Annotated in this window: 20 protein-coding genes and 1 riboswitch; of the genes, 5 read left to right on the top strand and 15 right to left on the bottom strand. The window is 38.4% G+C overall.

The genetic code is table 11. The features are described from left to right. Positions 1–28 precede the first annotated feature (28 nt). Positions 29–943 carry a ribose ABC transporter substrate-binding protein RbsB gene (gene rbsB / locus ACOEN1_RS01855; RefSeq protein ID WP_422484712.1) on the top strand — a complete coding sequence of 305 codons (915 nt, stop codon included), beginning with the start codon at positions 29–31 and terminating at the stop codon, positions 941–943. Positions 944–1206: 263 nt separating this feature from the next. On the opposite strand, the gene dctP is transcribed toward rbsB, so the two are convergent. From dctP to ACOEN1_RS01890, 7 genes are all read right to left on the bottom strand, one after another. Then, positions 1207–2244, bottom strand: a complete 1038-nt coding sequence (gene dctP / locus ACOEN1_RS01860; RefSeq protein WP_422484713.1) for a TRAP transporter substrate-binding protein DctP — start codon at positions 2242–2244, stop codon at positions 1207–1209. A 60-nt stretch (positions 2245–2304) separates the two neighbouring features. Next, a complete protein-coding gene (locus ACOEN1_RS01865) occupies positions 2305–3612 on the bottom strand; it encodes a TRAP transporter large permease (protein WP_422484714.1) in 1308 nt (435 codons plus the stop codon). Between the two features lie 41 nt (positions 3613–3653). Then, positions 3654–4148 carry a TRAP transporter small permease gene (locus ACOEN1_RS01870; RefSeq protein ID WP_422484715.1) on the bottom strand — a complete coding sequence of 165 codons (495 nt, stop codon included), beginning with the start codon at positions 4146–4148 and terminating at the stop codon, positions 3654–3656. Positions 4149–4223: 75 nt separating this feature from the next. Continuing rightward, positions 4224–5129, bottom strand: a complete 906-nt coding sequence (locus ACOEN1_RS01875) for a thiamine pyrophosphate-dependent enzyme (protein ID WP_422484716.1) — start codon at positions 5127–5129, stop codon at positions 4224–4226. Between the two features lie 3 nt (positions 5130–5132). Then, a complete protein-coding gene (porA, locus tag ACOEN1_RS01880; RefSeq protein ID WP_422484717.1) occupies positions 5133–6320 on the bottom strand; it encodes a pyruvate ferredoxin oxidoreductase in 1188 nt (395 codons plus the stop codon). 2 nt (positions 6321–6322) lie between these two features. Further along, on the bottom strand, positions 6323–6592 hold the full coding sequence (locus tag ACOEN1_RS01885; RefSeq protein ID WP_422484718.1) for a 4Fe-4S binding protein: 270 nt from the start codon (positions 6590–6592) through the stop codon (positions 6323–6325). After that, the gene (locus tag ACOEN1_RS01890) at positions 6585–7142 is read right to left on the bottom strand and encodes a 2-oxoacid:acceptor oxidoreductase family protein (protein ID WP_422484719.1); all 558 of its coding nucleotides are present in this window, start codon (positions 7140–7142) and stop codon (positions 6585–6587) included. The genes ACOEN1_RS01885 and ACOEN1_RS01890 overlap by 8 nt, the downstream gene beginning before the upstream one ends. Positions 7143–7272: 130 nt before the next feature. On the opposite strand from ACOEN1_RS01890, the gene ACOEN1_RS01895 reads away from it, so the two are divergent. The 3 genes from ACOEN1_RS01895 to ACOEN1_RS01905 all read left to right on the top strand — a co-directional run bounded on the left by ACOEN1_RS01895 (position 7273) and on the right by ACOEN1_RS01905 (position 10147). Further along, on the top strand, positions 7273–7998 hold the full coding sequence (locus tag ACOEN1_RS01895; protein ID WP_422484720.1) for a Crp/Fnr family transcriptional regulator: 726 nt from the start codon (positions 7273–7275) through the stop codon (positions 7996–7998). 119 nt (positions 7999–8117) lie between these two features. After that, positions 8118–9197 (top strand): butyrate kinase, encoded by a 1080-nt coding sequence (buk, locus tag ACOEN1_RS01900; protein WP_422484721.1) that lies wholly within the window; start codon positions 8118–8120, stop codon positions 9195–9197. 44 nt (positions 9198–9241) lie between these two features. Further along, the gene (locus ACOEN1_RS01905) at positions 9242–10147 is read left to right on the top strand and encodes a phosphate acyltransferase (protein WP_422484722.1); all 906 of its coding nucleotides are present in this window, start codon (positions 9242–9244) and stop codon (positions 10145–10147) included. A gap of 101 nt (positions 10148–10248) precedes the next feature. Here the strand turns inward: ACOEN1_RS01905 and ACOEN1_RS01910 are convergent, their stop codons facing one another. The 6 genes from ACOEN1_RS01910 to ACOEN1_RS01935 form a co-directional block, all read right to left on the bottom strand. After that, positions 10249–11226: a dipeptidase gene (locus tag ACOEN1_RS01910; RefSeq protein ID WP_422484723.1), complete on the bottom strand. Its 978-nt coding sequence runs from the start codon at positions 11224–11226 to the stop codon at positions 10249–10251. 96 nt (positions 11227–11322) lie between these two features. Beyond that, positions 11323–12582 carry a dicarboxylate/amino acid:cation symporter gene (locus tag ACOEN1_RS01915; RefSeq protein WP_422484724.1) on the bottom strand — a complete coding sequence of 420 codons (1260 nt, stop codon included), beginning with the start codon at positions 12580–12582 and terminating at the stop codon, positions 11323–11325. Between the two features lie 24 nt (positions 12583–12606). Next, positions 12607–13446 carry a diaminopimelate epimerase gene (gene dapF, locus ACOEN1_RS01920; protein WP_422484725.1) on the bottom strand — a complete coding sequence of 280 codons (840 nt, stop codon included), beginning with the start codon at positions 13444–13446 and terminating at the stop codon, positions 12607–12609. Positions 13447–13458: 12 nt separating this feature from the next. Next, positions 13459–14760, bottom strand: coding sequence for a diaminopimelate decarboxylase (gene lysA, locus ACOEN1_RS01925; protein ID WP_422484726.1), 1302 nt, complete (start codon positions 14758–14760; stop codon positions 13459–13461). A gap of 112 nt (positions 14761–14872) precedes the next feature. After that, a riboswitch (Lysine riboswitch) is annotated at positions 14873–15056 on the bottom strand. Positions 15057–15133: 77 nt separating this feature from the next. Then, positions 15134–16132, bottom strand: coding sequence for a UDP-glucose 4-epimerase GalE (galE, locus tag ACOEN1_RS01930; RefSeq protein WP_422484727.1), 999 nt, complete (start codon positions 16130–16132; stop codon positions 15134–15136). Between the two features lie 31 nt (positions 16133–16163). Next, complete coding sequence (locus tag ACOEN1_RS01935) at positions 16164–17294, bottom strand: site-2 protease family protein (RefSeq protein WP_422484728.1); 1131 nt, start codon at positions 17292–17294, stop codon at positions 16164–16166. 359 nt (positions 17295–17653) lie between these two features. Here ACOEN1_RS01935 and ACOEN1_RS01940 point away from each other — a divergent pair, with 359 nt between their 5' ends. Then, on the top strand, positions 17654–18805 hold the full coding sequence (locus ACOEN1_RS01940) for an iron-containing alcohol dehydrogenase (RefSeq protein WP_422484729.1): 1152 nt from the start codon (positions 17654–17656) through the stop codon (positions 18803–18805). A 37-nt stretch (positions 18806–18842) separates the two neighbouring features. Here ACOEN1_RS01940 and ACOEN1_RS01945 read toward each other — a convergent pair whose 3' ends face one another. Both ACOEN1_RS01945 and ACOEN1_RS01950 read right to left on the bottom strand, forming a co-directional pair. Further along, positions 18843–21686 carry an acetate--CoA ligase family protein gene (locus ACOEN1_RS01945; protein WP_422484730.1) on the bottom strand — a complete coding sequence of 948 codons (2844 nt, stop codon included), beginning with the start codon at positions 21684–21686 and terminating at the stop codon, positions 18843–18845. A 115-nt stretch (positions 21687–21801) separates the two neighbouring features. Then, positions 21802–23175 carry a sodium-dependent transporter gene (locus ACOEN1_RS01950; protein ID WP_422484731.1) on the bottom strand — a complete coding sequence of 458 codons (1374 nt, stop codon included), beginning with the start codon at positions 23173–23175 and terminating at the stop codon, positions 21802–21804.

Genomic DNA, 23175 nt, shown 5'->3' on the forward strand with positions numbered 1-23175 from the left:
GAAAGTATATTTAAAGGGGGAGAAAAAATTGAAGAACAAAAAATTGTATTTAGGACTGGCTTTAGCACTTGTATTGGCAGTAGGACTTGCAGGTTGTAGCACAGGAGGAACTGACAACGGAGGTGCTGAAGGTGAGTACACTATAGGATTGGTAGTATCAACCTTGAATAACCCATTCTTTGTTGACCTTAGGGATGGTGCACAGGAAAAAGCAGATGAGCTTGGAGCCAGCCTTATAGTGCTAGACTCACAGGATGATGCAGCTACAGAATTGTCAAATGTTGAAGACCTTATAAACCAAGGTGTTGACCTTATTATGATCAACCCCACAGATTCAGATGCAGTAGGTAGTGCAGTTGCAGCAGCCAATGCAGCAAGCATTCCTGTTGTAACCCTTGACAGGTCAGCTAACTCAGGAGAAGTTGTAGCTCATATAGCTTCTGACAACGTAGCTGGTGGAACAATGGCTGGTGAATTTATCGTAGAACAACTTGGTGGAGCCGGAAATGTAGTTGAGCTTGAAGGAATACCAGGAGCATCGGCAGCAAGAGAAAGAGGCGAAGGATTCAACGCAGCAATCGAAGGAACTGACATTGAAGTAGTGGCAAAACAGACTGCCAACTTTGACAGAGCAGAAGGACTTTCCGTAATGGAAAACATTCTTCAGTCTCAGCCTGAAATTGATGCCGTATTCGCACACAACGATGAAATGGCTCTAGGAGCTTTGGAAGCAATCAGAGCATCCGGTAGGGATATCATGATTGTTGGATTTGATGCAACAAGTGATGCTGTTGCAGCAGTTGAAGCTGGAGAACTTGCAGCTACTGTACAACAGCTTCCAATGGACATCGGTTCAATCGGTGTTGACACTGCAGTTATGGTTCTAAATGGTGACTCAGTTGATGAGTATATCCCAGTAGAACTTGAGCTTGTAACTCAGTAAAACATACAGAGGCTTTACAAAAGCACGGTCCAGTGACCGTGCTTTTCCTATTTCATCGATTCCCTGATAATCCTTAAGGTATTCTTGTAGGCTAGTTTTTCAATTTGGCTATGACTACAGCCAGCTTTTTTCAAAAATTAGATTGCAATTTTACACCGATAAAATATGACACCAATCATAATAGCAAACTGGTGTCATAAATTTCATTATTAAATACTGTTCAAGATATTGTTCTTAGCCTCGTTGTTATTATCATTCCTTAATTACTGATTATATTCGGTATACTCTTGCAATTTTTCAGCATTTTCTGGATCAGCTTCTAGTGCACTTTTCCAACCTTCTTCATATGCTAATTTCAAATATTCTTCAGCTTCTTCACCTTCAAGTACAATTTCTTTCATTCCTTCGCTCTTCAAAAATTCATTTTCTTCATCTATAGCTTCTTTGTAATATTCTCTTGCTTCCTCTTCAATCTCTGCTCCAGCTTCCATAATAGCATCTCTTTGATTATCGCTTAATTTTTGCCAAGCTTTGTCACTCATCATGATGGCAACATCAACAGTATAGAATTGCGGCTGAATAATATATTCTGAAACTTCCTGCCATCCAAAATCTGTAACACCAACACTTGGCCATCCATATCCTTGAATTACATTACGCTCAAGTGCCTGATAGGCTTCACCTGGATCCATATTTACGACTCCGGCTCCTAGTGATTCAACAAATGGCTGGTATGCAGGTGTTGCTCTAATAGTCATTCCTTCAAAATCACTTAGGCTGTTAATTTCGTCTTTTGTATATAGATTGTAAGTTAATCCGTCAGTTGATGCAGCTATATAGTGACTATTTAATTTTTCATTGTAAATGTCATTAACAAACTCAAAACCGCCAGTTTCTCTCATAGTTGCAGCATCTGTCAATTTCATTGCTTCAAGAACTGGTATGTTAGAAACATTGTAAGTATGAGCTGTCCAAGCAATATCTACAATTCCGTTTTTCAATGCTTCAACAAGTTGATATGTAGGTATTGCTTCTGGACCACCGCCCCACTCAATTTTCACTGTACCATTTGATTTCTCATCAACTTTTTGAGCGAAGTCATCAAAATTGAACAACAGGCTGTTTCCTTCTGCCCATGCTGAGCTTACTCTTAATACAACACTACTTTCTTCTCCTGATTCTGATTCAGATGGATCTTGTGTTTCTCCTCCAGCTTCTTGAGATGAACCGCCACCACATGCAATAAGACTCAAACTGATAACAAAAACTAGCATTAAAAACATTAATTTCTTGATATTCATTGTCCTTCCTCCTTTGATTTATCTAAATTTTATTACGGCCAATAGATTGTGTTTCTAATGTTAATTTAAACTCGGCAACCAAGTTACCAGAGCAGGTATTAATGCAATTACAAATAGTGCTAAAATGTCCATAGCGAGGAAAGGAACAGCACCTTTGTAAATATCAGTCATTCTAACCTCAGGTGGAGATACACCTTTCATTGTGAATAGAGCCAGTCCTACCGGTGGTGTCAATTGCCCAATCTGTAAGCATATCAGATACATTACTGCGAACCAAATCGTATTCACTTCCATGTTTATGATCACAGGCATCATTATTGGTAGAGTTATCATCATTATTGCAGTCTGCTCCATAAAGAATCCCAGAATAATGATAATAAAAAGCATTAAACCAAGTATCAAGAATGTTGATGTCGATAAACCCATAATTGCCATAACTGCTTGTCTGCTAGCTCCAGTCATAGCAAGAATTTGACTAAATCCTGCTGAACCTGCAATAATTATCAATACCATTGAAGTTACTTTAAGTGAATCTGTTAATGTTTTTACAATAAGCTTTATTGTCAATTTCCCATAGAAAGCTGTCAGTATATATGAACTCAACGCTCCTATAGCAGCTGCTTCAGTCGGTGTTCCAACTCCCGTGAAAATTATTCCCATTACTGCAAGAAAAATAAAAAACAATGGTACCAAGTCTTTGAATGCAGCTATCATCATTTCCTTGAAAGGAGTTTTCTCCACTTCATATGAAGGTGCATACTCAGGTTTAATTAAGCATATAACCATTACATAAGATATGTACATCAGCATCAACAAAACTCCTGGGAATATTGCACCAATTAATATTTTGCCTACAGATATTCCTGATATAGATCCAAGTAATACAGCCAGAGCACTCGGTGGAATTACCATCGCTAGTGCTCCAGATGCCATTATTGAACCAGCAATCAGCGACTTATTATAACCCCTTTTCATCATGTCTGGTAGCATTAATGAACCAAACATAGCAGTATTTGCTACTACAGAACCTGAAAGAGCAGCGAAAACCCCTCCACCTAAAAGTGTTATTATACTAAGTCTACCAGGAACTTTTTTAACAAACTTTGATAATGAATCTAATGTTCTCGTTACTAACCCTGATTGATAAAAAACTTCACCCATTATCATAAAAAATGGAATTGGGGTCAGGGAGAACTTTGCCACCTGATCATACATTCCAAGTATCAATTGCCTGATTCCAAACTCACCTTGTAAAATAAACATAACTACGACAGATACAACCATAAAACTAAACGCTATAGGTAACCCCGTAAACATGATTGCCAGTAGTACAAAGAAGATGAGCAATAAAACTACATACCACTCCATATAATTCACCTCTTTCTCAAAATGATTACAACTACTAGATTCTAGACAGCACTCTTGTGCTCTTTAAAGTCTCCGTAAAAGTTTCTAATGAATTGGATTGTCATAAAAAACATCCCTATAGGTATAGTTGCAGTTAATAAATACTGCGGTGTTCCCATAGAATCCATTATCTTAATATTATTCACAAAATTATCAATCGCTACAAGTCCTCCATAGTAGAAGATAATTGCCGAAATAGCAGCCCCTGCAATATTGACAATCATTGATAATATTCTATTTGCTTTCTCGGATATTATAGTTGTAATCAAATCCAAGTTTATGTGACCTTTGTTCTTGAGTATCTCAGGTGAACCTAAAAAAGTAACATACATAAGACTGTAGGTCGAATATTCAACTAAATTTGTTAGTGGCTTGTTGAAAGCCACTCGCGATAATGTTGAATAACAGATGCCAAGAAGTAGAAAACCTAAAGCTAAAGCTGCAATTATTGAAAGCGTCTTCATACATAAATCAATTATTCTGTTAATTGTTTTCATATACCTCCACCCTATTTCCAAAAATATTTTTGTGTAAACAGCACATTAATATATTTCTTGATAAAAGAATCTCTTTTAGCCCATCACGTCGCATAACGTCTTTAAGTTATCCCATTTCTTATCAATGTATTCTTGAAGATCATCTATTTGTTCTTCACTGATATGGTTGTACTTCTTCATAGATGACAAATATTCTTTTAGTGGAATAGGATCTTTAACATCAACATTTAACTTGAATTTTCCATGATCGACTTCATAGATTGGCATAAATCTAGACTTAACTCCCTTTCTCACTATTTCAATACTTTTTTCAGATGGATAACCCCAGCCTGTGGTACAACTGTTGTAAATATGAATGTAGACCAAACCATCCTTTATTGTTTTTGCTTTTTCAAGTTTTCTAATTAAATCAGGCATATATGCTGGCGATGCTGTAGCCATGTATGCAATATCGTGCATTGCCATAATCATAGGCATATCCTTTTTATGAGATGACTTTCCATGAGCAGCCTTACCTACTGGAGTTGTAGAAGTCCAAGACCCTAATGAAGTTGAACTACTTCTTTGAAACCCGGTATTCATGTATCCCTCATTGTCATAGCAGACATAAATGATGTTATCTCCTCTCTCTGCAGCTCCAGACAGGGCTTGGAATCCAGCATCTAAAGTAGCACCATCACCTGCGAAAGCAACAACGTTGACATCTCTTCCTATTCTCTCATAATACTTCTTAATTCCACTCAACATTGATGCAGTATTGTCAAGCAGTGGGAAAAAAACCGGTATTTTCATTCCTGTTTTATCTGCCCAACCTACACTTTGAACTCCTCCCATGCATCCTGGAGGAACTGCTACAATTGTATTTTGTCCAAAAATCTGAAGAGCTGTTCTCATTGACAACTCTACATTACAGCCTGAGCATGCTGTAATTCCAGGACCAACCATATCTTCATATGCTGACATTTTTTCAGGTAATCTCATATATTATCTCCCCTTTGTATTAATAAGCCAATGAGCTTTATTTTCAATAGTTCCATCCTCACCTGCCTCAACTACTTTTACAATTGCTTCGCTCATGAGTTCAGTAGTCAAATCCTCTCCACCTAAGCCACCAATAAATGGTACAGTTGGAACTGCCGTTTGAGTACTTATAGCTGATTTTATCTCTTGGTATACAATACCTGTATGCCAACCAAAGCTTACATTTCTATCAACTACTCCAATAGCTTTTTTTCCACTTAATAATTCCATCACTTCGTCTTTAGGAAATGGTCTTAAGCATCTAATTTTAACCAGTCCAACCTTTACACCATTATCTCTAGCCATATCTACAGCAATCCTTGCTGATCCAGTTAATGAACCCAGTGTAACAAGTACATACTCAGCATCTTCCATTCTATATGGCTCAACAAGACCAAAATAATCCCTGCCAAACTTCTCAGCAAATTCATCATTTACTTCCTTGATTACTCTCTTGGCATTATCCATAGCCTCCATATGTAACTCCCTATAGTACTGAAGATAGTCACCTGGGGTCAGAGGATCTACTGCCATCGGTGTTTCAGGATCCAATTTAACATGCGTAGGATTATATGGTGGCATGAAATTTGTGACCTCTTCTTGATCTGGAACATCTACACCCTCTGTCATATGAGATAGATAGAAGCCATCATAACAAATATTTATTGGTAACAACACATCATCATGTTCAGCGATCTTAAATGCCTGTATATTCATATCCAAAATTTCCTGATTGTCCTCAACATAAATTTGTAGCCACCCTGCATCACGGACTGTAAGTGAATCCTGCGGTCCACCCCATACGGTTTGAGGTGATATCATTTCCCTATTTACAATATTCATGACTATAGGTAATCTCATCGTAGAAGCTCTAAAATAAGGTTCAAACATTAATGATAACCCTTGTGATGAAGTTGCAGTAAATGTTCTTGCGCCTGCCAGTGATGCTCCTGTAAGTACACTCATGGCTGAATGCTCTGATTCTGGCTCAACTATAGTTGAATCCATTACTCCATCAGCAACATATTGACTAAAATATTCTACCAGTGGTGTCTGCGGTGTTATGGGATAAGCAGCTACTACATCAGGTTTAGCCAACAATGCCCCTATTGCTGCAGCATGATTGCCATTTAACACTTGTCTTTTACTCATGGTTATTCCCCCTTCACAAAATCGATGGCGTTTGATCGACACTCTTCTATGCACACTCCACAGCCCTTACAAAAATCCGGGTTTATGAAATATGTACCATCTGCATATTTTACAGATTTAGTTGGACAATATTGAAAACACAAACTACATTTTATACACTTGTCTTGATCAATTACTACCGGATACATTTTCCAATCGCCTGTATTTATAATGTTCAACTCTTTTCCTACTGCACATATAAAATCTGTCTTAGTAAATTCTGGCTTAGTCACGCTTTTCCCCTCCATTCACATCAACAATAACAACATTATTATAACCATAATCCAATGCTTCCTGATTTTTTGGTCCCCAGATTGCCTGAGTTTTTTCACTTACCTTGTCAAAACTTACCCAGTTAGTTGCTTTAACGAAAGCTCCTAGCACCACAGTGTTAGGAAGTAATCTTCCAAATATTTCCATAGATGCTGTGTTAGCGTCTACATATGCAACCTTGGTTATATTCTCAGGGATATCAATATCCTCTATTGATTTAGTGTTAATTACAAGTATGGAATCTTCCTTTGCCCCTACGAATACATCCACACTCTTCAACAGAGTTGGATCAATTACCATTACACAGTTTGGGTTATAGACCTGATTCTTTTCTCTAATCTTCTTCTCATCAATTCTTACAAATGCACTGACTGGGCCTCCCTTTTTCTCAAAGCCAAAATAAGGAAAACAAGCACCGTATTTACCATCTTCAACCGCTGCATATACAATGATTTCGGATGTTGTGACAGCACCTTGACCTCCCCTTCCATGAATTCGTATCTCTTTCATAAAAATCCCTCCTTATAATTTTAAAATCATTTTCTTTTACAAATATGAATTAACCCTTCTCCTTCAATTAATCGATTTATTATGGTATATTGAAAGTGAACCATCTCGATATATCAAAGGAGGTATGATTATGCTTTATAAATCACTATGGGTGATCGATGATACTGACATAAATGAACTCTTACTCAAATATACTGATAGTCAACACACATACACCGAAGGTAGCTTAATCTATCAACAGGATGATGCACAAGATTACCTGTTTTTCCTGGTAAACGGTAGGATAAAAGTTAATCTTATAGACTCTAAAGGCACTGAAAAAACTCTTGCAATTCATGAGCCTGGATCATTTTTCGGTGAAACTGCCTTCTTTGACCAGTATCCTAGCTTTACAAATGCTCAAGCTCTAAAGGATTCAGTAGTATTGTTTTTTACTAAAAAACAATTAACAAATCTTTTTACTGACTACCCGGAAATCGTATTCCAAATATTCGAATCAATGGGTAGAAAAATTAGGCTGTTGGCATTTCAGGTTGAATACATGTCTTTCCTAAAGATTGAGCAACGTGTCGTAGCACTCTTGTTAAGCTTGTTTGAATCTTTTGGAAAAGAATGCTCAATCAATAATACATCTTTATATGACAATTGCACATTCAAAGGGAATTGTATTGAAGGTCATCATCTAGAGATTACTATCACTGATCAGGAAATTGCTGAAATGATAGGTACAAGAAGAGAAGCTGTAACTAAAGCAATCAACAATTTAAAGAAACAAAAGCTGATATGTAAGCAGAAACGAACAATTTGCTGTCCTGATTTGAACAAGTTGAACGATTTCCTGACAAATTCCGATTGAATCTCTATGACTTAATCTAATTATCGCATGTCATTATTCAGAAAACTGTGTTTTTTCACACAGTTTTCTTTTTTATACTATTATAAGTTTATATAGAGTGTATATAAGGAGGAGTGAAAATGTCAAAGGAACACATTATTTTAGTAATGAATCTAGGTAGCACATCCACTAAAATTGCAATATTCAATGACAGGACATGCTTACAACAAAGTACTATAAGACACGAAACAGACGAATCTTTCAGTAATTACAATGATATATGGGATCAATACAACTTTAGAAAAGATGTAATCATTGATTTTGTACATGAAAACGGTTACAAATTATCTGATTTTGATTTTTTGGTATCTAGAGGTGCTCCCATTAAACCGATGAATAGCGGTACATATAGGATTAATCAGAATATGGTTGACGATGCTAAAAGTAGAAAATATGGAAATCATCCATGTGGTGTAGGATGCGCTATAGCACATGATTTGGCTAGTGAACTGGATATCAAAGCTTTTACAGTTGATGCACCATGTATTGACGAATTAATTCCTGAAGCCAGATATACTGGATGGAAAAATGTATATCGTAAAAGTTGGTATCAAGCACTTAATCAAAAATCTGTTGGAAGAAAGCTAGCATCAAAACTCAATAAGAGTTATGATGAACTTAACGCAATAATTATTCATATGGGTGGAGGTATGTCTATTGCAGCCCATCATGAAGGTAAGGTTGAAGATGTAAATAACGGGCTCGATGGCGACGGACCCATGGCACCTGAAAGGGCTGGCACACTACCTATTGGCGAAGTGTTAAAAGCTGCTTACTCAGGAGATCATACTTACGAAGAATTGTATCGCATGGTCAATGGTAAAGGTGGTTTATTTGCATTACTTGGTACCAAAGATGCAAGAGAAGTTGAAAGAATGATAGCAGATGGGAACAAGACTGCAAAAGAAGTCTATGACTCAATGATATATCAAATTGCTAAGAATATTGGATCTGCTGCAGTTACACTCAAAGGAAATGTAGATGGAATTGCTTTTACTGGAGGCCTGGCATACTCGGAATATATAGTAAATGGCTTGACTGAATGGTGTTCTTTTATTGCACCCATACATTTATTCCCTGGAGAAGATGAGCTGGAGTCTTTGGTTGATGGTGCCATGCATGCAGTTTCTGGCGACTGGCCTATTCAAGAGTACAAGTAGATATTTAGATAATATTAATTCTGTTACTAAGAAAGGAGTATTTTATGATCAAATCATTGAATGAAATACTGGAGAAGGTTAAGGAACTACCAAAAAATACAATTGCTGTTGCACAAGCTGCAGATCATGATATTTTAGCCGTTGCAGAGAGGGCAATCAGTAGCAACTTAGCTGATTTTATTTTCATAGGTAACCCTACTAGTATTCGTAATCTGATAACAGAAGGCAATTACAATCTTAAGGATGTTCCAATCGTAGAATCATATGATGATAAAAGCTGCGCACAGATGGCAGTTGAACTGGTTACATCTGGTAAAGCTGATATGCCCATGAAAGGATTATTATCCACTGCTACATTTATGAGAGCAGTGTTGGATAAGCAAGTTGGACTTAGAACCGACTCACAAATTTCCCAAATAACTTTAACAGATAATATTGATAATACTGGACTGTATTTCATAACAGATTGTGCCATGAATGTTGCGCCAGATATTAATGAAAAGATTAGTATAGTAAACAATGCTGTGTTTGCAGCAAGAAAGTTTGGATATGAATGTCCAAATGTAGCATTGATAACTGCAATTGAAACAGTTAATCCAAATATGCAAGAGACAATTGATGCTGCTGTTATAAGCAAGATGAATGATCGCGGACAAATTAAAAATTGTAAAATTGATGGTCCCTTTGCACTGGATAATGCTATATCCAAAACTTCCGCAGAGCATAAGGGAGTTTCAGGACCTGTGGCTGGTAATGCAGATATCCTGGTAGTTTCAGATATTAAAATGGGTAATGTCCTTCACAAAGCAATAACATACATCGCTAAGAAGAGAGTAGGTTCGGTTATAATCGGAACTAAAAAACCTCTGGTAATGACTTCTAGATCTGACTCTATTGAGGATAAACTCATTTCAATTGCTGCCTCCAGTTATTTAAACAATCAAAATTAAAGCCACTCACCCCCTAATGAAATGAGGACCTTCGTGATGAAGGTCCTCATTTCATTTATTACATACTATTTAACACCTTGCCCATGGGAGCGTTCTCAATCCTACATGGATTCCCTGATAACCCTTAAGGTATTCTTGTATGCAAGCTTTTCAATCTGCCCGATGCTCCATCCATCCTTTTCTAGGGCATCAAATATCATGGGCATCTTGTGGATACTATCAACCTCCAACTCTCCTCTTATACCATCAAAGTCAGAGCCAAGAGCTACCACATCCTCCCCACCAACATTTTTCATATGATTAAGGTGCCTTACCATCAATTCAACGGTACTCCTGTCAGTTGTGGTATCAGGCTGAAGAAAATGAGGCGCAAAGTTTATTCCGGCGACTCCTCCCTTTTCCGCCAAAGTCTTTATCATATGGTCTGTGAGATTTCTTTTATGGGGAGAAATTTCTCTTGCATTGGAATGGGATGCCACAAAAGGTTTTTTACTGATTTTGGCTACATCGTAAAAACCGCCGTCTGAAATATGTGAAACATCAACTATCATTCCAAGGTCATTCATATACTCCACAGCTTCTTTTCCGAATTTCTTCATACCCTTTCCCATAATTTCCTTGTCGTCCGAGTTGGGATAACCAAAGCAGTTCTCAAAATTCCATGTAAGGCTCATTAATCTTATACCCATATCGTAGTAGTGCTTGAGCTTATCCAGGCTGCCCTGGACGCTTCTACCGTCCTCAATCGTTAAGATGGCTGACATTCTTCCATTCTTTTCATTACGTAGTATGTCCTCATAATTATAGGCCAGAGCAATCATGCTGCTATTTTCCCCTATCTCTCTTTTTAGGGTATTCACAAGGGTGTTTATGTAAATATCATCATCCATTATCTCTCCAACATTCTCTATAAACATTTCCTCTGTCGGCAAAAACACTGCAAAAAACTGAGCCAGTGAACCTCCTTTTTTCATCCTTTTGAAATCAACGCTGGTCGTATTATTTTCCAGCAAGCTTATGGATTTATTCGCCTCAGCGGTTTTCATCAATGTATCGCAATGCAAGTCAATAAACTTCATTCTACATTCCTCCCTCAATTAATGGTTACATTAGAATGCCCCGGAGATATATACCCTCTGAGGCACCAATTACACTTGATATCTACAATTAAACTCCTAGCTTCCTGATGTAGCCTCTCCGCCAATTATCTGGTTAAGCCAGTCCTTTCCTTCAACTATTCTTGTTACCATCATCGATGCAACTGCATCACCTGATGCATTTATCATAGTTGCAGGTGGATCTACCAGGAATCCAATTGTTGCAACAATTGGAAATGCCTCAGGTGGAAATCCATAGATTGTTACTATAAGCATTTCACCAATAAGTCCACCACCAGGAACACCTGACATTACGACTCCACCCAATATTGCTATCAGGACTGCAGTAACATAGGTACCGATTCCTGAGAAGTCCTGTCCGAATATGCCGAAAAGAAATGCTATCTTAAGTATTGAGGAAAGTGCAGTCCCATCCATATGCATTGTAGCACCTATTGGAAGAACTATTTCTCTTATGTCCTTTGGTACATTCATTTTTTCAGTGGCTGTAAGATTTACTGGCAGTGTGGCAATTGAGCTGCTGGTAGCAAGGGATGTCACCGCCGGGGTAAGTATGTTTTTAAAGAAAATTCTGCTTCCTTGCATTCCACCAGCCCAATACGAATATCCAAAGAATGCAATAAAGAAGTAGAGAATGCACAAAGGATAGTAAATTGCCATAGCTCTCAAGTAGGCTCCCAAAAGCTGCGGTCCGTATTCTGCTACCAATGCTGCAAAGTATGCTCCCAGACCTATAGGCGCATAAAGCATGATTATCCCGATCATTTTCATCATGACCTTGTTTAGCATATCCAAAGCCTGTGCAATCTTGTTGTCCTCTCCTCCAACGAGGCTAACACTGAAGCCAAACAGTATTGAGAATACTATCAAAGGCAGCATGTTTGATCTTGACAACAAAAGTGGAAAGTCACTTACCGTAAATGCGTTGACCAAAGCATCCCCTACGCTTATTTCGTCGAGCGTTGCGGCCTCCATAACGATGTTAACACCCTCTGCAGGTGGAAACATCTTTACAACAAATATGATAATGACTGCAGCTATTGCTCCTGTTATTATAAACACAGAGAACATGCTCCCAAGAATTTTCCCCAATCTTTTCATATTCATCATGCTACCGACAGCACTGCTGATACTTAAGAATACAAGAGGTACCACTGCTGTAAACATCATATTAATAAAAATATCTCCAAATGGTGCCAGAACCATTGCTCTTTCGCCAAACACCAATCCTATGATTGAACCAATTATTATACCTGCAAGTAGAATAATCGGGAATCTGTAGCTTTTCCAAATTGAATTTTTATTTGAATTTGTCATTATCCAACCTCCATCATTTATCTTCTAGAATCTCAAGTCCTCATCCAACACCAAGCCTTCCGAGACCATTGTTGCAGGACCGCTTAGGAAGATATCTTCCATCCAGTCCAAACTAAGAACCACCTGGATGGTGAGCTCCCCTCCTGGCATGTTGATGGTAACCTGATTGCCGGAAATCATTTCTTCTTTCACCAGTACATATCCTAGAGATCCTGCTCCTGTTCCACAGGCTAGCGTAAAATCCTCAACTCCTCTTTCAAAGGTCCTGGCTATAATATTACCTTCTTCATCAATATCAAAGAAATTTACATTTGCTCCCTTGGCAAGGCTTGGATGGCTTCTTAATCCTTTTCCAATTTTAAACAGTTCTGCCTCATCAATGTTATTCAATCCAGGCATCTCAAGGAGCAGATGTGGTAAGCCCGGGCTTCCAAGCTCAACATATGAACACTTATAAACCTGATTATGGAGCTTTAGTTCAAGCTGATCAATAAAATGGGTTGGACTGTTAAGTCTTACCTTAAATGTTCTTTTGTCAATTCTCCAGCCTCTTACCACTCCTGATATTGTTTCAACCTTCTGCTTTTCCCCTGAAAGGCCATTCTCATGTGCATACCTGCAGATACATCTCGCACCGTTCCCGCACATCTCTCCCTCTGTTCCATCGGCGTTGTAGAAGTGCATCCGAAAATCTCCGCAGCCTTCAGGATGGTCAATAAACATTATTCCATCAGCACCAATTGACGTTCGCCTTTTACAAAGAGTCTTGGCTATGTCTGAAAAACTCTCCTCAGGAATCTCTTCTACAATGTTATTGATAATTATAAAGTCATTGCCTGCACCGTGCATTTTAGTGTATTTCATAATCATCACTCCTTAGTCCATCCATGATGGTACAATATCGTTTAAAAGCATATCCTGGTATGTTTGTCTTCTTACAATTAGGCTGTCCTCTCCATCCTTTGCAAGTACTACAGCAGGAATAGGGTTCTTATTGTAATTACTGGCCATTGAATACCCATATGCACCTGTTGAAGGTACACATAATATGTCTCCCATCTCAGGTTTGGAAATATCCAGGTCCCTAATGAGTATATCCCCTGATTCGCAGCATTTACCACATACTGTGACTTTATCATTCCTATCCATCTCCATCTTATTTGCAATCATTCCATTGTGCTTTGCCTGGTATAAAGCCGGTCTTATATTGTCAGTCATTCCACCATCTACAGATACATATTTTCTGACTCCTTCAATATTCTTAATGCTTCCGATGGTATAAAGGGTCATTCCAGCTTCACCAACTATGCTTCGTCCAGGTTCAATCACAACGTTTGGCCTTTCTATATTCAACTCACTGTAATGCTCATTGATCCTTTTCATGGAGGGATCAATGAAATACTCGAATGGTCTTCTATCTTCATCAGTATATTTGATCCCGAATCCTCCTCCGATATTGATCTCTTTTACTTCATAAGCAAATCTATCTCTAATTTCATCAATATGACTCAGTAGAATATCCAATGCCTTAAGATGTGATTCATTGTCAAACAGCTGAGAACCGACATGAAAGTGCAGTCCATAGAATTCAACGAAAGGCGACTTGATTGCATTCTTTACTGCAGGATAGAACACCTCTTCATCCAGAGGAATCCCAAACTTTGAATCCTTTTTACCAGTGGTGATATAATCGTGAGTATCACTATTGACTCCAGGAGTTATCCTGTACATCACCTTGATTTTTTTATCATAGCTTTGGCATATTTCCTCGATCATATCCAATTCTTCCAAACCATCAACTATTATTCTGCCCACACCATATTCAATTGCCAAAACCAGTTCTTCATAAAGCTTATTGTTCCCATTGAATTCTATCCTCTCGGCAGGAAAACCCACTGATATTGCCGTATAAAGCTCACCACCGGATACTACATCCAGGCTTAGCCCTTCATTATCAATTAGCTTGAAAATGGCAGATGATGTGAAAGCTTTTGCTGCATATGCAACTCTGGTGTTTTTGTATTTATCCAAGAAAGCTTTTCTGAGCTCTTCTATCCTGTTTTTAATTTCAGTTAATGAATATACATATAATGGCGTTCCATACTTCTTTGCAAGCTTAACTGTGTCACATCCATCAAAATATAGTATTCCGTCTCTTTCCTCGTAGATCAATTTCAATTTCTCCCTTCAAAATGATTTCAAATGATTTCAAAAAATAAAAACCTGACAGGTTAGTCAGGTGATTTTCTTCACGGCAATGCAAAGACAAATTCCTCTCCCTTCTTGCTCAGTGTGAGATAGCACAACATCAAGGTATCGAGCTAGATACCAGGATGACAGTCCTGCACCTCTTAAATGCAGACCCAGCAACAGACTTTGGTGTCTGAAGCTTCGGCAGTCGCTCCTTTCTCAATACTTCTAAGGATTCCGTCCTCTGTATTGATACTGATAGAAACTGCGCCTCTACCTCACCCAAAGGGATGAGGATTTTTTATTTAGATGCCCTTTTAATTAACTTGTCGTTGATAATAACACATTTAGAATATTCATGTCAATACTTAAATCTCACCTTCTCATAATTCCATGTGTCCCTTACCATATCTCTGATATCAAATTCTGCTTTCCATCCGAGTTCACCCATAGCCTTGGCTGGGTTAGAATATGATACCTCAATATCACCATATCTTCGCTGTGCAACTTCATAGGGGATCTTCAGTCCGCTAACTTCTTCAAATGTTTCAATCAACTCGAATACCGATGTTCCTTGGCCAGTACCAAGATTATAAGTCTGACAACCTTCTCTCTGTTTTTCCAATGCCCTAACATGAGCTTTTGCAACATCCATTACATGTATGTAATCCCTGATCCCAGTTCCATCAGGAGTATTGTAGTCATTCCCATATACCAGAATCTTATCCATTTTACCTGAGGCTACCTTTACTATATATGGCATGATGTTTCCGAACTCCTTGGTTGATTCTTCACCCAAAAGTCCGCTCCTGTGTGCTCCAATAACATTGAAATATCTAAGTATCGTTGGTCTCATACTGTTATCAGAAATGGCAATATCATTCAGAATTCTCTCACACATCCCCTTTGACTCTGCATAGGGATTTAATCTATTACCTGATGTTGTATCTTCACTGACCGGAGACTCAGCATCTCCATATACAGATGCAGAAGAGCTGAAGACAAAATTTCTGACACCATATTTCTGGCATTCTTTTAAGATTGTCAACGTTCCAGCAACATTGTTTAAATAGTACTTCATTGGATTGTTTTGGGATTCCTCTACTGACTTAAGTGCAGCAAAATGAACAACACCATGAAAATTTCCAAGCGAAAAGACCTTGTCCACAATTTTTTCATCGAGAATATCTCCCTGGACAAATGCTGCTTTATTAGCACTTAAGCTATTGATTTTTTCAAGAGTTGAAATTCTTGAGTTGGATAGATTATCCAATATAACAACGTCATATCCTTCTTCAAGAAGCAATAGGGACGTATGACTGCCGATAAAACCCAAACCACCCGTGACTAGAATCTTCACTTTCCAAGCCCCTCCATTCCCGTATATTGTATCATTTCACCTTGTTCAATTGCATATATATTCTCAGGTGGTTCATAATATCTGTTCTCGAAACTATTCCAACCAGCCTATCTTCATTCATTACAATAACCCTTCCAAACTCGTTGCTGAATATTTTACTCATTACTTCAGACACTGTTTCACCAGGAGCAACTACAAGGTTCTCAGAAAGACTGGTCATAACATCCTCTATTCTAACAGTCTCCCAATCGTCTCTGTGAACTTTCTTGATATTGTCCACATTTACAACTCCATCAATTCTATCCAGACTTCCGACAGGAAATAAATTGTACTTATATTTGAAAAAGTAATCATCAACTGCCCTTCTGACAGTAATTTCAGGGTCCATCACCACTACATCCCCTGTCATAAACTCACCTACAATAGTCTTGCTGAATATATCAGATACAATTGTATTCTGATAGCTTGACTGAGATGCCTGCACTATAAAATAACCAATAAACAAGATCCATAATCCATTGATCATATATCCATAGAAAATATTGGTTAGACCAATAAACATAAGAAAATATCCAAACCACTGACCGATTGTAGATGCTATTCTAGTTGCCTTGTGAAGATCTCCTGAAAAATGCCATATGGCTGACCTTAATACCCTACCTCCATCCAATGGAAATGCAGGAAACATATTAAATACTGCAAGCATAAGATTAATTGAAGCAATATATGAAAACACAACAAAGTAATATTCAGGAGCACCCATTGAATTGGAGACATAAGCTAGAATTCTGAAAACAAGCACTAGAAAAAGGCTCATGATTGGACCTGCAACAGAAATCAAAAACTCCTTCCTTGGGGTATCTGGTTCCCTTTCAAGGTCTGCAATACCTCCAAATATAAACAGCGTTATCCTTCTAACTCCAATTCCCAACCTATTGGACACAAGAGAGTGTGACATCTCATGAAATACAATTGATAATAGAAGCAACAATGCAATTGTTCCACCAAGAATCCAATACAACTCAGCTTCCCAATCGGGATATCTACCCGGAAAGAAGCCTGTGGCAAGAGTAGTTGTTATTAGAAAAAATGCAACGAGCCAGCTTATATTTATCTCTATTTTTATTCCTTTGAAACTACCAAGAACAAGGGATCCCTTCATTTTTATCAGCTCCTTAAGAATTATTGCGTTTGCCTATTACAATTATACCCTAAGATTTAATCTTAACTATTATTCTGATACTGCTATGATTAATTTGGATATTCTCTTCACAAAATCTTCTAGTTGATGATAATTCTTTGTTTCGATTTTAATTATTATCGAATTCTATCCAAGTCAAATGTTTTAATTCAGACATTGATTGGTAGACAATCTAATGGTTTCTGACATAGACGCTGATAAGAATTTGTCAATTTACTGATTATTCTAAATATTTAGTTTTTTCCTATTGCACTACGTTTTCCCCTCTGTTATACTCAAAAATAGATATTTAAATATATTAATCTAAAGGGGGATTTTCAATGACGGTAAGCAGTTTCTTTATGCCAACAACAAACATGATAGGTGCAGGAGCAATTAACAGCATAGGCGATCAACTCCAAGGCCTTGGTTCAAAGAAAGTACTAATCGTGACAGATGCATTCCTAAGTAAGATCGGTGTGGCCAACAGAATCAAGAAGCTAATTGAAGAAAAAGGCATGGAAGCAATTGTTTTTGATGGTGCAGAACCCAATCCTACGGACAAAAATGTAGATGCAGGATTTAAGGTATGGAAGAAGGAAAAATGTGACTCACTTGTAACTCTTGGTGGAGGATCATCTCACGATTGTGGAAAAGGAATCGGACTTTTGGCATCAAACGGTGGAAAGATTCACGACTATGAAGGTATCGACCAGTCCAAGAATCCATTTGTACCATATGTAGCGGTTAATACAACAGCTGGTACCGCTTCCGAAATGACTAGATTTTGTATTATAACAGACACAAGCAGAAAAGTTAAGATGGCTATTGTAGACTGGAGAGTAACAGCTAAAGTTTCCATTAATGACCCTGAGGTTATGGCTGGAATGCCACCTGGATTAACAGCTGCAACTGGAATGGATGCATTGACACATGCAGTTGAAGCATATGTATCAACCGCAGCAACTCCTATTACTGATGCTGCAGCTCTTATGGCTATTGAGCTTATAGCAGAATATCTTCCAAAAGCCGTAGCTAATGGTGACAATATGGTAGCAAGAGATAGAATGGCTTATGCACAATTCCTGGCTGGAATGGCATTTAACAATGCAAGCCTTGGATATGTCCACGCAATGGCTCATCAGCTAGGTGGATTCTACAACCTTCCTCATGGAGTTTGTAATGCCATACTCCTACCTCATGTTGAGCAGTTCAACCTGATAGGTTGTGCTGATAAATTATGTGATGTAGCAGTTGCCCTGGGTGAAAATGTTGAAGGACTTTCAACTCCTCAGGCAGCTCAAAGAGCAATAGATGCAATCAAAGAGCTTTCAGCATCAATAGGAATCCCTGCAGGGTTGAAGGATCTTGACGTCAAAGAGAAGGACTTTGAGGTTATGGCAAAGAATGCCAAGGCAGATGCATGCCAGGCAACAAACCCAAGAACTGCAACCTTGGAGGAAGTTATCCAATTGTTCAAGAATGCAATGTAATTAGTCCACTGAAAAAGACTCCCGAGGGAGTCTTTTTTTACGCTTTTATTCTACAATCCAATGCTACAAATTGCTTCTTGATACTATCCCATGCAACCGGATTTATATCCATTTCTGCAATTTGGGAATTCTCCATAATCAGATCACTGAACTTTACTACAAGATCAATAAACTGATCTTCCGGCAAGCTTTCACTTCCCCTAAATCCTGTAAATAATTTATAACTCTTAAGATTCTGTAGCATTTCTTTTACTTCCATATCTTCCAATGGTGGAATTTTCATTGATACATCCTTATACAATTCAACTGCCACTCCACCTGCTCCCAATAAGCATATATGTCCAACAGTAGGTTCGAATTTTGCTCCTACTATCATTTCCATTCCGATATTTGCCTGTTCCTGTAAGAAAATGCCCTCCAGTCCAGCAAACTTTTCAGAAAGGTTCTTGACTGCATTTTTAAGGTCTTCCATATTCTTGATGTTGAGGATTACACCACCTTCATCAGATTTATGGATTACTTTTTCATGCTCAACTTTTGCTACTATGGGAAAACTCAACTTAATATCTTCAAGATCTTCTTCATCTCTTATAAATGTCCATTTAGCAACAGGTATTTCATATAGTTCAAGTAATTCCATTGCATTTTCAGTCTTTAGATATCCTGATGAATACTTCTCATTCAATAATAGGTTTGCTTTGGTTTTTCTTACATAGTCAATTTTTTTGTTTAAGTCGGTCGACGATTGTTCTCCTTTATCATTTACCAGCTTTAAAATATCCGCTGCCATTTCCGGATACTCAACAACAGGAAGATCATGTCTGTTTAGCACGTCTCTTGCAGGCTTTCCTAGGCTAGGTCCAATAAAGCAGCTTAACACTGGAATCTCAAGTTTTGATATAACAGGTGCACAGGCTTCCGCCACTTCTCCGGTGTCAATAGTTGCTGGAGGTACACAAACAAGAGCAAGTGCATCGTACAATCCGCTTTGACCCATCATTTCCAGTGATAATGCATAATGCTCAGGGGGCCCAGCAGCTATTACATCAATTGGATTTCCAGTGGCTGCTTCGGGATAAAGCTTTTCTGCAAGCAATGATCTTGTCTCATCAGACATAACCGGCAATTGGAATCCATTTTTCGCCAGTCTATCCGTGATAAGTATCCCAGGTCCACCGGCATTTGTAACCACACCAATTTTCTTGCCGTTAAACCTCTCTAGTTTGCTAAGTGCCATGGCTGTCATATAGAGCATTTCAAGCGAATCAACTCTAATCGCTCCCGCCTTTTCTATCAATGCATCAACTGCACTGTCACTACCAGCAATACTTCCTGTATGTGAAGTTGCAGCTAATGCTCCTGCTTCACTTCTTCCTGATTTAAGTACTACAACTGATTTACTCTTGCAGGTTTCCTTAAGGACTTTTAAAAATCTTAGTCCATTTGGTATGGTCTCAAGATATAGCATGATAACACTTGTCTGAGGATCATCTTTCAATTCTCCCATCAGATCTGATGCATCTATGTCCATCAGATTTCCCAGCGAAGCAATCTTTGAAAATCCTAGATTGAATTCGTCTGCGTAATCAAGCAATGCTGCTCCAATTGCTCCACTTTGAGTAACCAAGGCAATGTTCCCTTTTCTTGGCAAGTGATATAGCATAGTTGCATTCAAGTTTACATCTGGGTCAGTATTGAGAATTCCCATGCCATTTGGCCCCAATAGCCTCATATTGTATCTGTCTACAATTTCCTTTACTCTTAGTTCCGCCTTTTCTCCTTCTTCTCCTGTTTCCTTAAAGCCCGCACTTATGCAGACAATAGACTTTGTACCTTTCTTGCCACATTCCTCCACGGCACTCTCAACTCCAGAAGAAGGTGTTGTTATTATTGCCAAATCCGGTGTCTCTTCCAGTTCCTCCACTGATGTATATGCCGGTACTCCATCCACTGGATCCCCACTTCTATTTACTACATAAGTATTCCCTTTAAAGCCGAATCTATTGATATTTTTAATTAATGCATTACCGATTCCACCTTTTGCAGAGGCACCTATTACAACTACACTTTTGGGATTTAGAAAACCGTCCAGAGTTCTTAATTGCACAGGTTTATTTTCTTCCCAGGAATTGATTTTTACTCCCCTGGGTACAGGATTGTTTTTATAATTTACCTTTCCTTGCTCGTCCAGACTAAAATTACCCATGGCAATCTCATATATTGTTCTTGCTCCCAGATGTCTTGATTGATTGTTGACTTCCTTTAGTACAGTCCTTTTAAGGATTTCTTCATCTCCGATTTCGTAATCAATTTCAAATGATGGCGACAACATAAGCAATGGTCCTCCATCAACTTCATTTGTTGCAATATGTGAACTTGAACATATGTCTGGATATTTATGTGAAATGGTATCGCCAACTCCATTTGCACCTGCAAATATCCTCTCATTCCCTTCCATTACAGACAAGTCTGCTGGATGAACATTTACTGCCTTGTATTTGTCTAGAATTACATTTGTCGTAGCCCACACATAACCAGCCAAGAGTATTATATCTGCTCCAAATGGCTCGATAAGCTTTGCAACCTCTGTGTCAAATAATGCTCTTACTTCCATGTCGCTTATTGGTGCATCGTGCTTCTTGTGAAATTCCTTGATATCCAAGGATGCGTATGGTATTCCTTCCGCTTCAGCTGTAATTCTCGCTTTTGCATCAGGTCTGCTGGAAAACACTCCTACTATTTCAAATGGACATTCTTCTCCTTTTGCGGTAATCTCTCTCTCCAACTCCAAAGCTTTCCAAAGAGTATTCCCACTTCCGGAAACAAATCCAATTACTCTCAATCGACCATTTACAGGGTCATGTAATAATTTTGAATTCATGCCGTACCTCCGTTTTCTGATTTCTGTCCCAACTATTATGCTCTTATATTACTCCTCTAAGATAAATCCAAGCTGATGAAATAAGTATTCACCAGCTTGGTTTTTATCAACTTCTCTAGAATATTCCCAAGTTTGAAAGGAATACTACAACAATTACTACCGGAACAACAAACTTTACCATATAGAACCAGCCTTTTAGTACTGAGCCCTTGAGTTCGCCTTGATTGCTGACTTCTCCAATCGCCGCCTTCTCTCCCCAGAACCAACCTACCAGTATTGATGCAGCAAGTCCACCTAGTGGAAGTGATATGTTTGATCCGAAGTAGTCAAACAAGTCGAATATACCCTTTCCAAGTATTGTAAAGTCTCCCCAGATTCCAAAACTGAAGGATACTGCTATTCCCATTACATAGGCAATAGCTCCAACCAGTAAAGCTGCGCCTTTTCTTGACATGTTTTTCTTCTCTAGAAGATATGCAACTGGCATTTCAAGAATTGATATGGCAGATGTCAAGTTAGCTATTGCAAGCAAGAAGAAGAACATAAAGCTGAATAATTCTCCAAATGGCATTTGACTAAAAACTGCAGGTATGGTCATAAATACCAATCCAACTCCACTACCAGGCTCCATTCCGAATGAGAATACAGCTGGGAAGATAACCAAACCTGCCAAAATGGCAACTGATAGGTCCATCACTGCAATCATGCCAGATGATTTTGGTAGGTTCTCACCCTTATCAAGGTAACTACCATATGTAACCATACCTGACATACCTACACTTAAACTAAAGAATACCTGACCCAATGCTGCTATCCAAACTCCTGCTGTTATTGCAGAGAAATCTGGTGTTAGGTACCACTTAACGCCTTCCATCGCTCCAGGTAAAGTCAATGATCTCACAACAAGAATCATCAATAGAACAAACAGCATCGGAAGCATGATCTTGGAAGCTTTTTCAATACCTTGAGCAACTCCTCTTGCAATTATGAAAACTGTAAGACCCATAAAAATAGCATGGTATATCAATGGTTGAACAGGATCTCCTATAAAGGCTCCAAAGAATGCACCCATCTGATCTGGTGCAGTATTCGCCAATCCAAAGAACGATTGAATTGAGTAGAATAATGTCCATCCACTTACTACTGAATAGTATGACAAGAAGATAAACGCTGAAAAGAAGCCCAGGAAACCAATCCATTTTGCACCTTTTCTGATTTTTGCATAGCTGTCAATTGCATTTGACTGTCCATGTCTACCTATTGTAAACTCTACCAACAACAAACTGATACCAACCAATATCATACAAATAACATAGACGAATACGAAAGCGCCTCCACCGTTTGTTCCTGTCATATATGGAAATCTCCATATATTCCCCAGACCGATGGCAGATCCGGCAGCCGCAAATATGAAGCCCAGCCTTGATGCAAACTTGTCCCTAACTATACCAGTATTCTCGGTTCCTACTTCATTTTTGTTTTTTGACAT

Source organism: Gudongella sp. DL1XJH-153 (assembly GCF_049310905.1).
In the GTDB taxonomy this organism is placed as follows: Bacteria; Bacillota; Clostridia; order Tissierellales; family Tissierellaceae; genus Gudongella.

Bases quoted from the DNA above. Each gene is read 5' to 3' on its own strand.
- ACOEN1_RS01870 (WP_422484715.1), bottom strand. From the start codon at position 4,148: ATGAAAACAATTAACAGAATAATTGATTTATGTATGAAGACGCTTTCA.
- ACOEN1_RS01875 (WP_422484716.1), bottom strand. From the start codon at position 5,129: ATGAGATTACCTGAAAAAATGTCAGCATATGAAGATATGGTTGGTCCT.
- ACOEN1_RS01905 (WP_422484722.1), top strand. From the start codon at position 9,242: ATGATCAAATCATTGAATGAAATACTGGAGAAGGTTAAGGAACTACCA.
- ACOEN1_RS01865 (WP_422484714.1), bottom strand. From the start codon at position 3,612: ATGGAGTGGTATGTAGTTTTATTGCTCATCTTCTTTGTACTACTGGCA.
- ACOEN1_RS01940 (WP_422484729.1), top strand. From the start codon at position 17,654: ATGACGGTAAGCAGTTTCTTTATGCCAACAACAAACATGATAGGTGCA.
- ACOEN1_RS01890 (WP_422484719.1), bottom strand. From the start codon at position 7,142: ATGAAAGAGATACGAATTCATGGAAGGGGAGGTCAAGGTGCTGTCACA.
- ACOEN1_RS01950 (WP_422484731.1), bottom strand. From the start codon at position 23,175: ATGTCAAAAAACAAAAATGAAGTAGGAACCGAGAATACTGGTATAGTT.
- dapF (WP_422484725.1), bottom strand. From the start codon at position 13,446: ATGAAATACACTAAAATGCACGGTGCAGGCAATGACTTTATAATTATC.
- ACOEN1_RS01910 (WP_422484723.1), bottom strand. From the start codon at position 11,226: ATGAAGTTTATTGACTTGCATTGCGATACATTGATGAAAACCGCTGAG.
- porA (WP_422484717.1), bottom strand. From the start codon at position 6,320: ATGAGTAAAAGACAAGTGTTAAATGGCAATCATGCTGCAGCAATAGGG.
- ACOEN1_RS01935 (WP_422484728.1), bottom strand. From the start codon at position 17,294: ATGAAGGGATCCCTTGTTCTTGGTAGTTTCAAAGGAATAAAAATAGAG.
- buk (WP_422484721.1), top strand. From the start codon at position 8,118: ATGTCAAAGGAACACATTATTTTAGTAATGAATCTAGGTAGCACATCC.
- ACOEN1_RS01915 (WP_422484724.1), bottom strand. From the start codon at position 12,582: ATGACAAATTCAAATAAAAATTCAATTTGGAAAAGCTACAGATTCCCG.
- ACOEN1_RS01945 (WP_422484730.1), bottom strand. From the start codon at position 21,686: ATGAATTCAAAATTATTACATGACCCTGTAAATGGTCGATTGAGAGTA.
- ACOEN1_RS01895 (WP_422484720.1), top strand. From the start codon at position 7,273: ATGCTTTATAAATCACTATGGGTGATCGATGATACTGACATAAATGAA.
- dctP (WP_422484713.1), bottom strand. From the start codon at position 2,244: ATGAATATCAAGAAATTAATGTTTTTAATGCTAGTTTTTGTTATCAGT.